Below are 13,846 nucleotides of genomic sequence, written 5' to 3' on the forward strand. Positions count from 1 at the left end.
GTGACCTTGAATGATCGCGCTGCGCAACCGCACTCAGGGGTAAGTTCATGTCGTTGCTTTCGATTGCCGCCATTCAGCTCGACGCAGCCGTTGACGGCAATCTCGACCTTGTAGAACGCGAAGTCCGCGCGATCGCGAAGCGTTTTCCATGGATCATCATGGTGGCGATCAGCGAGCTGGCGATTAATGGTGCCAGCCTTGACCAGGCGGAGGCCGCGGGTGGTCCGACCGAGCGCCGCTTGCAGGCGCTCGCCCAGGAAACCGGCATGTGGCTGATTCCGGGCTCGCTCTATGAGCATCGCGACGGCAAGATCTATAACACGACACCCGTCATCGATCCGCACGGCGAGATCATCGCCCGCTACGACAAGATTTTCCCCTTCCTGCCCTATGAGAGTGGCGTTGAGTCGGGAACTGATTATGTCGTGTTTGACGTGCCCGGCATCGGCCGCGTGGGTATCGCGATCTGTTACGATATGTGGTTCCCGGAAGCGATCCGCACGATTTGCGCGATGGGTGCTGAAGTCATCATCCTGCCGACCATGACCAATACGGTCGATCGCGATGTCGAGCTGGCCATTGCCCGCGCCAATGCGGCGATCAACCAGTGCTATTTCGTTGATATCAATGGGGCCGGCCAGCAAGGCAATGGCCGCTCCGTGGTTTACGGGCCGGGTGGTGAATTACTGCATGAGGCCGGCACGGGCCGCGAGGTGATGGCGTTCGAGCTGGATCTCGAACAGGCCCGCCGGATGCGCGAGCGTGGCTGGAATGGCCTCGGCCAGGTTCTCAAGAGTTTCCGCGATGCACCGGTACAGTTCCCGTTGCACGCGGATCCGGCGGCGCGGCAGGCGGGGATGTCCGACCTGGGGCCGCTGATTAAGCCACAAAGGCAGAACGAGGGATCAGCCGATGATGGCAAGGGGGAAGGCCGGGCGTCAAGGCCCAGGCTTTCGATCATCGAGTGAGGGGACCGGCCTGGACCGGATCGATACAGGGGCCCGGATCAACGGGCAATACAGGGTGATGTTATGAGAAAATTTGCACATGAATTCGCTGGCCGGTCGACCATTATGGCCGTGTTGCTGGGCACAACGGCCCTGGCGGGCGGAGCCTTTACGCCGGCCTACGCGCAGGACGAGCAAGCCGACAGCCGGCGCGAAACTATCACCGTGACGGCGACGCGCCGTGAAGAGAGCGTTTCGGACGTTCCCTACAATATTTCCGCCGTCGGCGGTGGTGATATCGAGCGCGGCAATATCATTGATGAGGCCGAGCTTCTTCGCTCCATTCCGGGTATCGCCGTCGTTGATCGGGGCGCCCGCAATTCGGGTACGCTGAACGCTGCGCGTATCCGTGGCCTTGCCGTTGATGGTAACGGCCTGGGCGACTACGCCGTGTCGTCAGTGGCCTCGGTCTCGACCTATATCAACGACACGCCGGTCTTCGCCGGTTTCACGCTGCGTGATCTTGATCGCGTTGAAGTCCTGCGCGGCCCGCAAGGCACATTGTACGGCTCCGGTTCGTTGGGCGGCACGATCCGCTACATCACGCGCGACCCCGATTTCGGCGAAGTAAATGGCTATATCAGTGGCACGACTTCGAATGTTGAAGGCTCCGAGGACTGGGGCTATGGCCTCGACGGCGTGCTCAACGTCCCGCTCGGCGAGCGGGCCGCACTGCGCCTGGTCGGTAGCTTCGGCGATTATCCGGGCATCACCGACTATGTGAATGTCTATGAGCTGGACGGCAATGGCGTGCCGGTTGCGCCTGGCGGGGTCCTCGATCCGGCCGCCTCCTATCGCTCTGTTGAGGATGCCGACACAGTCGAAACCTGGATGGGCCGGGCGACTTTCCTGTGGGAGCCAACCGATACCTTCTCCCTGCGTCTGGTGCATGCGCGGCAGTCCGACGATGTCGGTGGACGCCGGCAGCAGACTGTCGGTGTTGACGGTTTCGGCAATGCCTATGGCGATTACGAAAACGGGTCGATCCAGCTCGAGCCATCCTCGCGCGACATCAATATGAGCTCGCTCGAGATGGAGATGGATCTGGGTTTTGCGACCCTGACCTCATCGACGTCGCACTATGATCACAATGGCGATAGTGCCAGCGAAAACACGGGCTTCTATGCTCAGGCGGGTTGGCTCGGGCTTTATTATAACTACCCGCGTCCAATGGCGACCGCGATCCGGACCTATGCCGATGAGGCAGTGGTGCAGGAAATCCGCCTGGTGACCGATGATGGTGGCAATTTCGACTATGTCGTTGGCGGCTTCTACCGGCAGCAGCAAATGGAATCGACGCAGCAAAGCTATCTGGTCGGCTTCAAGCAGTGGTGGGACGCCTGGATTCCCTTCGCCGCGGGTGCGGTCACGGGCGATCAGGACTGGGATTATCGCCGGATCGAGAATTTCACCGAAACGGCTCTGTTCGGTGAACTGACCTGGCATGCCAGCGACGATCTCGATCTGACCCTCGGCGCGCGCTACTTCAACAATGAGTCGGACAATGACACCTTCATGGCCTTGCCGCTCTGGGCGGGGCTCTTCCCGGAAGTGAATGCCGACCTGTCATCGTCCGAGAATGATGTCTTGTTCAAGTTCAACATGGCTTGGCGTTTCTCCGATGAGGACATGCTCTACGGCACGATTTCCGAGGGTTATCGCCGCGGTGGATCAAATGCCGTTCCGCTCACTGGCGTCTTCGCCGAGGATCCGCGCTGGCAGTTCTACACCTCCGATTCCGTGGTCAATTACGAGATTGGCTTCAAGGGTGATCGCGGCGATTTCCGCTATGATGTCAGCGTCTTTTACGTCGACTGGACTGACCCGCAGTTTAACACCGCCTCGACGTGGTGGGGTTTCTTCGCGGTGCAGAATGCCAGCGAGGCCAGCTCGATGGGCCTGGAAGCATCGATCGACGGCTTCATCGGCAATGATTGGCACTACTCGCTGGGCTATGCCTATATCAATGCCGAGCTCGGGGCAGACTTCCATGCGCCGGACCGCCCGGCGCCAGCGGCCCCGATAGCCCTTGAGGGCGCCATGCTCCCGGGGACGCCGGAGCATCAGCTCAACTGGTCGCTTGATTACACGACACAGCTGGCGAACTGGTCGTCCTTCACCCGTCTGGATGGCTATTACCAGTCGGAAACGACCAATGCGGTCAGCACGTCGCCGACCTTCAATGTGCCGATCGACGGGTTCTCGATCTGGAATCTGACGACGACCTTCTCGCGTGATGCGGTGGATCTGTCTTTCTGGGTGAAGAACATCACCAATGAGGAAGGCATCACCGGCATCTTCACCGAGGCCTATATGGGAACGGCTCCGGCTGAGGGTTATTTCGGTAATGCCAACAAGCAGATGATCTCACTGCCCAGAACGATTGGCGCGACGCTGCGCTATAACTTCTGATCGGATAGGATGACGGGGTGGCCGACCGAGACGGTCACCCCGTCGCTGCTTCCATGGATAGTCTGATCGCCAATCCCGCACCCAAGACCCGAATGGCCGAGATCGACCGCGCCCTGCGTGCCCGGCAGCTCGGGCCGGCGCGGTCCATGCTCACGGCGCTGCTGCGTGACGAGCCGGGATATGTCGAGGCCTGGATTGCGGCCGCGCGGCTGGAACAGATGGGCGGTGACCATGCCGCCATGCGCCAGCATTTGTCGCAAGCGCTTGTACTGGCGCCCAATTCCCCCCTCGTTCGCCTGCTCGATGTTGAGGCCCTGGTGCATCTTGGAGCGATCCGGGAGGCTATGGATAATCTGGGTGTGATGGAGGCCGAGGCGGGTCAGGATTCGGCCTGGATGAGCCGGCTCAGTGAGTCCTATACCCAGTGCGGAGCCTTCGAGGCGGCGGAGCGGTGTGCGCGGCAGGCGGTGGCGCTTGATCCGGAGCAGCCGGCGATCCGGTATAATTTTGCCTCGAGCTTGATCGCGACCGGCAAGCTTGAAGAATCCGAACGTGAATTCAATCAATTACTGGCCCGGACGCCGCATGATTATGACGCGTATTACAACCGCGCGACGCTGCGAAAGCAGACGGTGGAGGATAATCATCTCGCCGAGATCCAGCGCATGCTCAAGGCGCCGAAACGGACCCGGCTGGGCGAGGTTCAGTTGAACTATGCCCTTGCTTTGGAACTGGAAAATCTCGGTCAGTTTGAGGAAAGCTTTGTCGCGCTGAAGCGGGGCGCCGAGGCCCGGCGGGCGATGATGGCCTATCGGGTCGAGGGCGATGTCGCGACAATGGCGCGGATTGCCGAGGTTTTTGATGCCGGGTTTTTCGCCCGGCAACGCCCGTGCGATAATGCCCAAAGCCCTGTTTTCGTACTGGGTTTGCCGCGAAGTGGCACAACCCTGGTCGACCGGATTCTCAGCGCCCATCCCTTGATCGAAAGCTTGGGCGAGCTCAATGACTGGCCGCTGGCGCTGACCGGTCTGACCCGTGGCAGCCGCGATAAATCGGACATGGTTTCAAGGTCTGGCGCCCTGGACATGCGCAAGCTTGCTGCTGACTACCTGTTACGCGTCAGCGAGCGTCGGGCTGACCTGCCATTCTTCATCGACAAGGCCCCGGCTAATTTTCTCTATATTGGTCTGATCGCCGCGGCGCTGCCGAATGCGCGCATCATCCACCTCAATCGCGATCCGATGGACAATGCCCTGGGGATGTACAAGGCGCTTTTCCGGATGGGTTATCCCTTCTCCTACGACTTCTCGGATCTGGCCCAATACATGCGCGCCAAGGACCGGTTGATGGATCACTGGCGCCGCGTGCTGCCGGGTCGGATCCTCGATGTGAATTACGAGGACATCATCACCGACCAGGAGGGCGAGACGCGTCGCCTGCTGGATCATGTCGGTGTCGACTGGGACCCGGCCTGTCTCGACTTCCACAAGAATGCGAGCCCGACAGCGACGGCGAGCGCGGCACAGGTGCGCCAGCCGCTGTATGGCAGCGCGGTGGGGCGCTGGCGCCGCTATGAGCGCGAACTGGCGCCGCTGGCCGAGATGCTTGGAGTGACATCATGATACGGACCGCGATTGTGACCCTGGGGCTGCTGGCCGGGCTGAATGCGCCGGCCATGGCCCAGACCCTGATGTCCGAGGACTTCCAGGACGGCAATGCTGAGGGCTGGCGCGGCGATGCCGGGCGGGGCGAGATCCGGATCACGGAGTATGCGGGCAATTTCTCGCTGCGGCTGCAGCGCAATGCCTGGGTTGCGGCGGCGGTGCAGATCCCGGCCGGGCAGGCGATCCGGATCTCCGCCGACTTCGCCGCCGAAGGGCTGGAGGGCGATGATGCCTGCCAGCTCGAAACCAGTTTCGACGGCCAGGACTGGACCGGGATCGGCCGTATTGAAGACGGGCAGGATGACGGCGTCACCCTGACATCAGTCGGCGGCGACCTGCCGGCGGCAGAGATGGAGCGCGCCATGCTGGTGCGCCTGCGCGCTGCGGGCAATGCAGCCAATGACACATGCTGGGTGGATAATATTCGCGTCACCGGACAAACCCCGCTCGCGGCGCTGACACCGGCGCTGGCGGCGCAGACCCTGTTCGCGGTGGCACCGCTGTCAGGGCCCTATTCGACGTCCGCTTTCGCGGCGCCGGACGACGTGGCGTCCTCATCGGCGAGCCTCAATGGGCGGCTGGTGCTGGCGACGGCCCACCGCGCCGACCGGTTCGCGCTCTTGCTTGATGAATTCGACGCCGCATCGCGCGCCGACCGGCTTGACGAATTGCCTGCCTTCGCGATCGACCTGCTCAGTGACGGGCAGGACCTGATCCCGGTTCAGCGCGGGCCGCAGCAAGGTGATCATCCGGAGTGGGAATGGATTTTCCAGCCGGGCCGGATCTGGGATGGTGGTGATGGCGAGGGCTGGATGCGCGCAGCCCTGCCGGTGGCGCTGCAGGAACGCAATGCCAATTGCGTCCAGAACGGGTTGATGAGTTTCCTGTATCGCGAGAGTGGCGAGATCTCGCAGGCGGTTGTGCAGTTCGGTGCCCAGACCTGCGCCTACCTGCAGTTCGATCTTCTGGCGCGTCTGCCCGTCAGCTTCGAGCCGGGTGAAGCCGCTGCTGTCGTCGCGGGGGCTGTACGACAGGCCTGGCGCAGCGAGCGCGCGGCGCGCCTGCCGCGTTCGCCGCTTGGTGATCTGGCGCTGGCCCATCCCCAGGTCGACCTCGCCGAAATCGGCTCGCCGCTTGAAGTGACACCGGAAAACATGACCGCCTTTGCCCTGGTTGCCGATGGCCGTTTCTTTGCGGGCGACTGCCCGACTCGTCAGGGGCCGGACCCGTATTGCGATGTGACGCCCTTGCCCTCCTATTCCGTGGCGAAGTCCGTGGTTGGCGGGATTGGCCTGATGCGGCTGGAGCAGCTCTATCCGGGGGCGCGTCAGGCGCTGATCGCTGATTATGTGCCGCAATGCACGGCCGCGCGCTGGGGTGATGTCACCTTCGAACAGGCGCTCGACATGGCGACCGGGAATTATACCTCGGACGTCTATGATCTCGACGAGGCCTCGGCCCCGACCTGGGATTTCCTGACGGTCGAAACCCATGCCGAAAAAGTCGCGCGCGCCTGTGCCATGCACCCCCGCCAGGCCGAGCCCGGCAGCACATGGGTTTATCACACCACCGACACTTATCTGCTCGGCACCGCCATGCAGGCCTATCTGCGCCAGCAGAGCGGCGTGGCCGATGCCGATGTCTACGACACGCTGCTGGTGCCGATCTGGCAGGCGCTGTCGCTTTCGCCGCTGGCGATGCAGACCCGCCGCACCCGCGATGCCGAGGCCCAGGCCTTCACCGGCTGGGGTCTGACCCTGTCGGCGGATGACATGGCCCGGATGGCGCTCTTTCTTCAGGCCGACGGCGTGATTGATGGCGAGGCCTGGCTCGACCAGGGCCTGCTCGCCGCCGCCCTGCAACGCAATCCCGATGATCGCGGCCTGCCGTCGATCGAGGACAATCTGCGTTATCGGGCCGGTTTCTGGGCCTATAATGCGGGCCATTATCTCGGCTGTGACCATGATGTCTGGATCCCGACCATGTCGGGCTATGGCGGCATATCCGTCACCCTGATCCCCAATGGTCATGTCTATCTCTATGCCAGTGACGGGCGCGAATTCTCCTGGCGCCGGGCCGTGGCCCAATCGAATGCCATCCAACCCTTTTGTGAGGCCGTGCCATGAGTGAAGCCAATGAAGCCGTCACCGGGCCGCGCGGTCTGCCCAAGGCGCCCCCCAACGGGCTGATCGCCGCCGTCATGCTGGCATTCCTCGCCACAGCCGGCCTGTTCTACGTCAATATCATGGCCGCCATCGTCGATGGCCTGGTCAGCGGGCTGGGCTTTACCGAAGGCCAGGCCGGACAGATTGGCTCGGTCAATATCTATGGCGCCGCTGCCGGTGCGCTGCTCTCGGTCTTCCTGGTCAAACGCCTGCCCTGGAAAGCGCTGGCGCTGGGCTGCCTGATCGTGTTGATCGCGATCGATCTCGCCTCGATCAGCATTGCCAGTTATGACGTCATGTTCCCGGTGCGCCTGATCCATGGCGTTTTCGGCGGCGTGCTCACGGGAACCGGTTTTGCCGTCATCGCCCGCACCGCCAATCCCGACCGCAGTTTCGGCATGTTGCTCTTCGTACAATTCGGTCTCGGCGGTCTGGCGGTGATGGTCTTGCCACCCCTGGCGCCGCTCTACGGCACCCAGGCGCTGTTTATCGCCCTGGCCCTGTTCAGTGCTGTCACCCTGGCCATGCTGCCCTTCCTCTCGGCCTATCCGGCCCGGATCAAGGACCCCGCCGCCGACGGCAAGGTGCAATGGACGCCGCTTCTGTTGACCCTGCTGGCGATTTTCCTGTTCCAGGCCGCCAATATGGGCCTGCTCGCCTATATCATCCGGCTTGGCCTCGATTACGGGCTTGAGCGCGGCTATGTCTCGCTGGCGCTCGGGCTGGCGACCTGGGTCGCCCTGGCCGGGCCTCTACTGGTGATGGTGTTCGGCCTGCGTTTCGGGCGTTTGCGTCTGCTGGCGGCCGCGATGGCGCTGACCCTCGTGGGGACCGCCATCTTCCATTACAGCGGCAGCCCGATCGCCTATATGGTCGCCAATTGCGGCACCGGCATCACCTGGGGATTTGTCATCGCCTATCTGCTCGGCATGACGGCCGAGTTCGACAAGGCGGGCCAGGCCTCGGCCTTTGGCGGATTCATCTCCAAGCTCGGACTGGCCTCCGGCCCCATGGTCGCCGGCTGGGCGCTCTCGACCGATGGCGGTTTCCCCGGCCTGATCAATCTGGCCCTGATCGGGCTGGGCGTGAGCGGTCTGGTCATGCTGTTGCCGGCGCGAATACTCGATCGCAAGCGCGCCGAGGCCACCCTCTGATCTGGTTCGATCCGCTGGCCCAAACTGGCCCTATGGCGGCCGGCACGAAGCCGTAAACTGGCCCCGGATTTCATTTGACGCCTTATCATGTCGAGAGGGACTGCCATGTTGGCCACACTACCGGCTTGCCCAACCCAGGCTTATATCGGCGGCCATTGGTGCGACGCGGAGGATGGACGCCGTTTCGACGTCACCAATCCGGCGACCGGTGCCGTCATCGCTTCAGTCGCCGATTGCGGCGTCACCGAGACGCGCGCCGCGATTGCCGCGGCCAAGGCGGCGCAGGCCGGCTGGGCGGCCTTGCCGGCTGGTCCGCGCGGCGCGATCCTGCGGCGCTGGCGCGATCTGATGGTCGAGCGCGCCGACGAACTGGCCCTGATCCTGACCCGAGAGAATGGCAAACCGCTCACCGAGGCGCGCGGCGAAATCCTTTATGGCGCCTCCTATCTGGAATGGTTCGCCGAGGAAGCGAAGCGTATCTATGGCGAAATCATTCCCTCTGCCTCGGCCAATAATCGCATTCTTGTGACCAAACAGCCGGTCGGGGTCTGTGCCGCGATCACGCCGTGGAATTTTCCCAATGCGATGCTGATGCGCAAGGCCGCCGCGGCGCTCGCCGCCGGTTGCACCATGGTCGCCAAACCAGCCGCCGAGACCCCGCTCTCGGCGCTGATCGCGGCCCAACTCGGCATTGAGGCCGGTGTACCCGCCGGTGTGTTCAATATCGTCACCTCGACGCGGGCCGCCGAGGTTGGCGGTGAGCTGACCGCCAGCCCGGACGTGCGCAAGATCACCTTCACCGGCTCGACCGCTGTTGGCCGCCTGCTATTGCAGCAATCGGCTGCGACGGTGAAAAAGGCGTCGATGGAGCTCGGCGGCAATGCGCCCTTCATCGTGTTTGACGATGCCGATCTCGATGCGGCGATCGAGGGCGCGATGGCGTCGAAATTTCGCAATGCCGGCCAGACCTGCGTTTGCGCCAACCGGATGTTCGTCCAGTCGGGCATCATGCCGGAATTCGCCAGGCGGCTGGCTGCGCGCGTTGCGGCCCTCAAAGTCGGCGATGGTGAGATGGCGGGCTGCGAAGTCGGCCCGTTGATCAATGAGGCCGGCTTTGCCAAGACCGAGCGCCTTGTCGCCGAGGCCCGGGAGGCGGGCGCCAGGGTCCTGGCCGGCGGTGCCAGGCACGCCGCTGGCGAGCTGTTCTACCAGCCGACCGTGATCGAAGGCGTCACGCCGGAGATGAGCGTCGCCCAGGAAGAGATTTTCGGACCGGTCGCGCCATTGATCGGCTTTAAGACCGAGGCCGAGGTGATCGCCCTGGCCAATGACACGATTTACGGCCTCGCCGCCTATCTCTTCACCCGTGATCTCGGCCGCGCCTGGCGCGTCGGTGAGGCGCTGGAATACGGCATGGTCGGTATCAATGAGGGCATCATGTCCTCGGCCGCCGCGCCGTTCGGCGGCGTCAAGCAATCGGGCTTTGGCCGCGAAGGTTCGCGCCAGGGTCTCGAGGATTATCTCGACACCAAATACATGTTGATGGGAGGCCTGTCGGCCTGAGCGCCGGGGGAGATCAGACAATGACAAATTCAACACTCTGGGCCGAACGTCAGGCCGCCACTCCGCGTGGTGTCGGCGTCATGCATCCGGTCTTCGCCAAACGCGCGCTCAATGCCGAAATCTGGGATATCGAGGATAATCGCTATATCGATTTCGCGGCCGGGATCGCCGTCACCAATACCGGCCATAATCACCCCAGGGTGAAGGCCGCCGTCGCCGCCCAGCTCGATAATTTCTCGCATGTCTGTTTCCAGGTCACGCCTTATGAGAGCTATGTCCGGCTGGCCGAGAAGCTCAACAAGCTGGCACCGGGACCGACGCCGAAGAAGACGATCTTCCTGAGCACCGGCGCCGAAGCGGTCGAGAATGCCGTCAAGATCGCCCGCGCGGCCACAGGCCGTCCGGCGGTCATCGCCTTTGCCGGCGGATTCCATGGGCGCACGATGATGGGTATGGCGCTGACCGGCAAGGTCGCGCCCTACAAGCTTGGTTTCGGGCCTTTCCCCGGCGAGGTCTTCCACGCGCCATTCCCCGCGCCCTATATCGGTATTGAGGAAGCGGACTCGCTCAAGGCGCTGCACCAGCTCTTCAAGGCCGATGTCGATCCGGCCCGCGTCGCCGCCATCATCATCGAGCCCGTCCAGGGCGAGGGCGGTTTCTATGCCGCATCCCCGGCCTTCATGCAGGCCCTGCGCGCGATCTGTGACGAGCACGGTATTCTCATGATCGTCGACGAGATCCAGACCGGCTTTGCCCGCACCGGCCGCATGTTTGCGACCGAATATGCCGATATCGAGCCGGACCTGATGACCATCGCCAAGGCCATGGCCGGCGGTTTCCCGATCTCCGGTGTCATCGGCAAGGCCGAGATCATGGACGCACCCGCGCCCGGCGGTCTGGGCGGTACCTATGGCGGCTCACCGCTCGGCTGTGCGGCCGGCCTGGCTGTACTCGATGTCATCGCTGAGGAAGGCCTGTGCGAACGCGCCGTCGAAATCGGCGACCGCATTGTGCGCCGCTGTGAAGCGATCCGTCAGTCCGATACCGGCATTGGCGATATCCGCACGCTCGGCGCCATGACGGCGATTGAGATGGTCGAGGATGGCGATGCCACACGCCCCGATCCGGGCCGCACCGCCCGCATTGTCGCGCAGGCCCGCCAGCGCGGTCTGCTGCTCCTGTCCTGCGGCGTGCGCGGCAATGTCATCCGCTTCCTCACCCCGCTGACGATTGGTTTCGACACGCTCGATGAAGGCCTCGACGCGCTCGAAGCCGCGATCAAGGCGTCCAGCTAGCGCCATTGCCGACGGCAAGGTTCAAGCGCCCTGACGGCGAAACTCCCGTCAGGGCGCGAACCTGTGTGCAGGCCGTCAGCCAGCCTGTGCGGCGCGCAGGCGCGGGCCATCGGCCCAGGCGGCATGGGTGCCACTGGATATCCGGTGTGGCAGGATGATGCGGCAGACCGGTCCGGCCTCGAAATTTTTGGCGTCGATCAGCACGCATTCCGACCGGTCTTCAACCATGTCGGTGATGAAGGAGACGAGATAGCCGTCATCCTCGTCCACTGCTCCGATGCGCGGTGCAAACGGGGCTTCGCTGCCATAGCGCCCTTCACCGAAGGACAGGCTTTGCGACTGGCCGGTCTCGTCATCATGCTTGACCGCGCCCGTGAAGAGGAACCAGCCCGGCTTGGTCGTGGTCGAATAGGCATAGCGGGTCTTGGTGCCGGCACGCTCCTGATTGAACGTTCCGAATTCCAGGATGCGGTCGTCGAGATGGCCTTCCGTGCAGGCCCCGGTCTTCATGTTGAAGCGCCAGCGATGCAGTTTCGGCTTGAAGGAATTCTCGTCGACGAAGGCCATCAAATGCCCCATGCGCGGATCGGGATGATTGATCTCCAGCGCGCCGGGGACGGGCTGTTCCTGGAAATAGCCGTCGAGGACGATTTCATCGCCCTCTTCCCAGGCATTCATCCAGTGCAGGACATAGGTCGGGTCGGCCTCGAACCATTTGATCTGCTCGGGTGAGCCATAGCGCGGGACGATCGCGAACCGGGTCGGCATATCGCGGTGGAAACGGGTCGCATGGCGCCCCTTTGCCAGCGCCTCGGGATCCCAGAAGAGCGGCAGGTCGGCGAAGATCGAATATTTCCTGGTAAAGGCCATATCGTGCGGCAGGCGCGGCCCCGGCAGCGGGATCGGGATGTAATGCTTGAGCTTGTTGTCCGGCCCGACGACGCCGTAATGCATGTAGGGCGCGTGGGTGGAATAGTTGAAGAACAGCAATTCGCCGGTCTCTTCATCGACCTTGGGATGGGCCGAGATACCGTCCAGCGGCACCCAGCTTTCCGTGCCGAATTGCTCCAGCGTGTACGGGTCGAGCCGGTAGCCCTCGCCGCACTGGTAGAAGGTCGACAATATCTTGCCGGCATGGACCACGACATCGGTCGAGGAACTGTCCTTGACCGAGCCATGCGCGCCCCAGCCCGGGCGGGTGGAGAGGCGTGGATTCTCGGCGATGCCGGCCCAGAGCGCCTTGCCCGCCTCGGCCTCGGCGGCGAAGGCCTTGGTGCGGACCAGACGGTTATGATAGGCGGCCTGGCCGTCGCGGAAGGAGATCGCATGGATCATCCCGTCGCCGTCAAAGGGATGGTAGAGCCCGATCGAGCCATGCACCGGGTTTTCCGTATTGCGCACATAGACCCCGTCAATATCGCTCGGGATCTCGCCGATCACCTCCATCTTGTCGGCATCATACTCGTCGAAATTCGGCGTCCAGGCGCCCGACATATAGGGATGGCGCGGATCGGGCGGCGTGTGGGCAATCGTGTTGATCTTGATAGCGCTCATCAGGACGGGTCTCCGGATTTCGGGGGCATCGGGATAAAGCCGCTGGTGCGGGCGATATAGGCGTCATAATCGGGGCGCGAACGCTTCAGCCCGCGCTCCAGCAGAGCGGCGCCGCTCCATTTCACCAGCAGGACTGTCATCAGGATCGGACCGATAATGGCGGCCCAGCCGATCCCGGTCTCGGCTGCGATCAGGAAGAGACCCCACCAGACACAGGCATCGCCGAAATAATTCGGATGGCGGGTATAGCGCCACAGACCGCGATCCATCACCTTGCCGGCGCTTTCAGGGCCAGCCTTGAACTTCGCCATCTGCCAGTCGCCGACGCTTTCGAAGAAGATCCCGATCACGGCGAGGGCCGCACCGGCGAAGGCCAGCGGGCCGAGCGCAGCGGGGGTCGCCGAGACCTGTCCCAGCTGCACCGGCAGCGAGACGATCCACAACAGGACGGCCTGCAGCATGAAGACGAATTTGAAGCTGTGCCAGTGCTTCTGCTCCGGTTTGACGTGCTTGAACATGGCGGCATAGCGCTTGTCGGGACCTTCCTTGCGCCAGCGCCAGAACAGATACCCGCCCAGACGCAGCCCCCAGATCGCGGTCAGGCCCAGCAGGAGCAGGCGCCGGCCGGGAGCACTGTCCGGGGTCAGGAGGAAGCTCAACCCGACGACCAGAACGAAGCCGAAGGCCCAGAAGGAATCGATAAAGCTGACATCCTTCAACGGGATACTGATCGCCCAGAGTATGAGCATCATGCCGATCAGCAGGATGAGATTACTCCCCAACAGCATCATCACATCGCCCATTTTTCGTCTCCGTTCGCCTGGTCTGCCACTGGTTGTGCAGGAAAATCGATCATGCCGGTACCGGGATTGTCGGGATGAACCGCGCGACCGGGCGTTTTTGTGCGGGACGGGCATATCGCCCGAGTGGGTCTTGTTATGCAATTCGGCTGTGAGCCTATATTGCGGGTCGCGGCGCTGTCAATTCCGGCCGGCGTCCCGGACCGCAGCGGCCCGCCGGCCCGATACTGAT

9 protein-coding genes are annotated in these 13,846 nt (G+C 63.1%); 7 read left to right on the plus strand and 2 right to left on the minus strand.

The features are described from left to right. Positions 1–47: 47 nt before the first annotated feature. The 7 genes from BLT42_RS01280 to gabT all read left to right on the plus strand — a co-directional run bounded on the left by BLT42_RS01280 (position 48) and on the right by gabT (position 11,260). Positions 48–968, plus strand: a complete 921-nt coding sequence (locus tag BLT42_RS01280) for a carbon-nitrogen hydrolase family protein (protein WP_091765561.1) — start codon at positions 48–50, stop codon at positions 966–968. Positions 969–1,031: 63 nt separating this feature from the next. After that, positions 1,032–3,419, plus strand: a complete 2,388-nt coding sequence (locus BLT42_RS01285) for a TonB-dependent receptor (protein ID WP_233342248.1) — start codon at positions 1,032–1,034, stop codon at positions 3,417–3,419. A gap of 53 nt (positions 3,420–3,472) precedes the next feature. Next, positions 3,473–5,041, plus strand: a complete 1,569-nt coding sequence (locus BLT42_RS01290) for a tetratricopeptide repeat-containing sulfotransferase family protein (RefSeq protein ID WP_091765564.1) — start codon at positions 3,473–3,475, stop codon at positions 5,039–5,041. Further along, on the plus strand, positions 5,038–7,209 hold the full coding sequence (locus BLT42_RS01295; RefSeq protein WP_091765567.1) for a serine hydrolase: 2,172 nt from the start codon (positions 5,038–5,040) through the stop codon (positions 7,207–7,209). The genes BLT42_RS01290 and BLT42_RS01295 overlap by 4 nt, the downstream gene beginning before the upstream one ends. Next, positions 7,206–8,402, plus strand: coding sequence for an MFS transporter (locus BLT42_RS01300; RefSeq protein ID WP_091765570.1), 1,197 nt, complete (start codon positions 7,206–7,208; stop codon positions 8,400–8,402). The genes BLT42_RS01295 and BLT42_RS01300 overlap by 4 nt, the downstream gene beginning before the upstream one ends. A gap of 105 nt (positions 8,403–8,507) precedes the next feature. Further along, positions 8,508–9,965 carry an NAD-dependent succinate-semialdehyde dehydrogenase gene (locus BLT42_RS01305; RefSeq protein ID WP_091765573.1) on the plus strand — a complete coding sequence of 486 codons (1,458 nt, stop codon included), beginning with the start codon at positions 8,508–8,510 and terminating at the stop codon, positions 9,963–9,965. Between the two features lie 20 nt (positions 9,966–9,985). Beyond that, a complete protein-coding gene (gene gabT / locus BLT42_RS01310; RefSeq protein WP_091765575.1) occupies positions 9,986–11,260 on the plus strand; it encodes a 4-aminobutyrate--2-oxoglutarate transaminase in 1,275 nt (424 codons plus the stop codon). A gap of 75 nt (positions 11,261–11,335) precedes the next feature. On the opposite strand, the gene BLT42_RS01315 is transcribed toward gabT, so the two are convergent. Together BLT42_RS01315 and BLT42_RS01320 are read right to left on the minus strand one after the other, a co-directional pair. Next, on the minus strand, positions 11,336–12,814 hold the full coding sequence (locus BLT42_RS01315; RefSeq protein WP_091765578.1) for a carotenoid oxygenase family protein: 1,479 nt from the start codon (positions 12,812–12,814) through the stop codon (positions 11,336–11,338). After that, positions 12,814–13,617 carry a DUF1295 domain-containing protein gene (locus BLT42_RS01320; RefSeq protein ID WP_091765581.1) on the minus strand — a complete coding sequence of 268 codons (804 nt, stop codon included), beginning with the start codon at positions 13,615–13,617 and terminating at the stop codon, positions 12,814–12,816. Before BLT42_RS01320 ends, BLT42_RS01315 begins: the two co-directional genes overlap by 1 nt. Positions 13,618–13,846 lie beyond the last annotated feature (229 nt).

Source organism: Maricaulis salignorans (assembly GCF_900103475.1).
In the GTDB taxonomy this organism is placed as follows: Bacteria; Pseudomonadota; Alphaproteobacteria; order Caulobacterales; family Maricaulaceae; genus Maricaulis; species Maricaulis salignorans.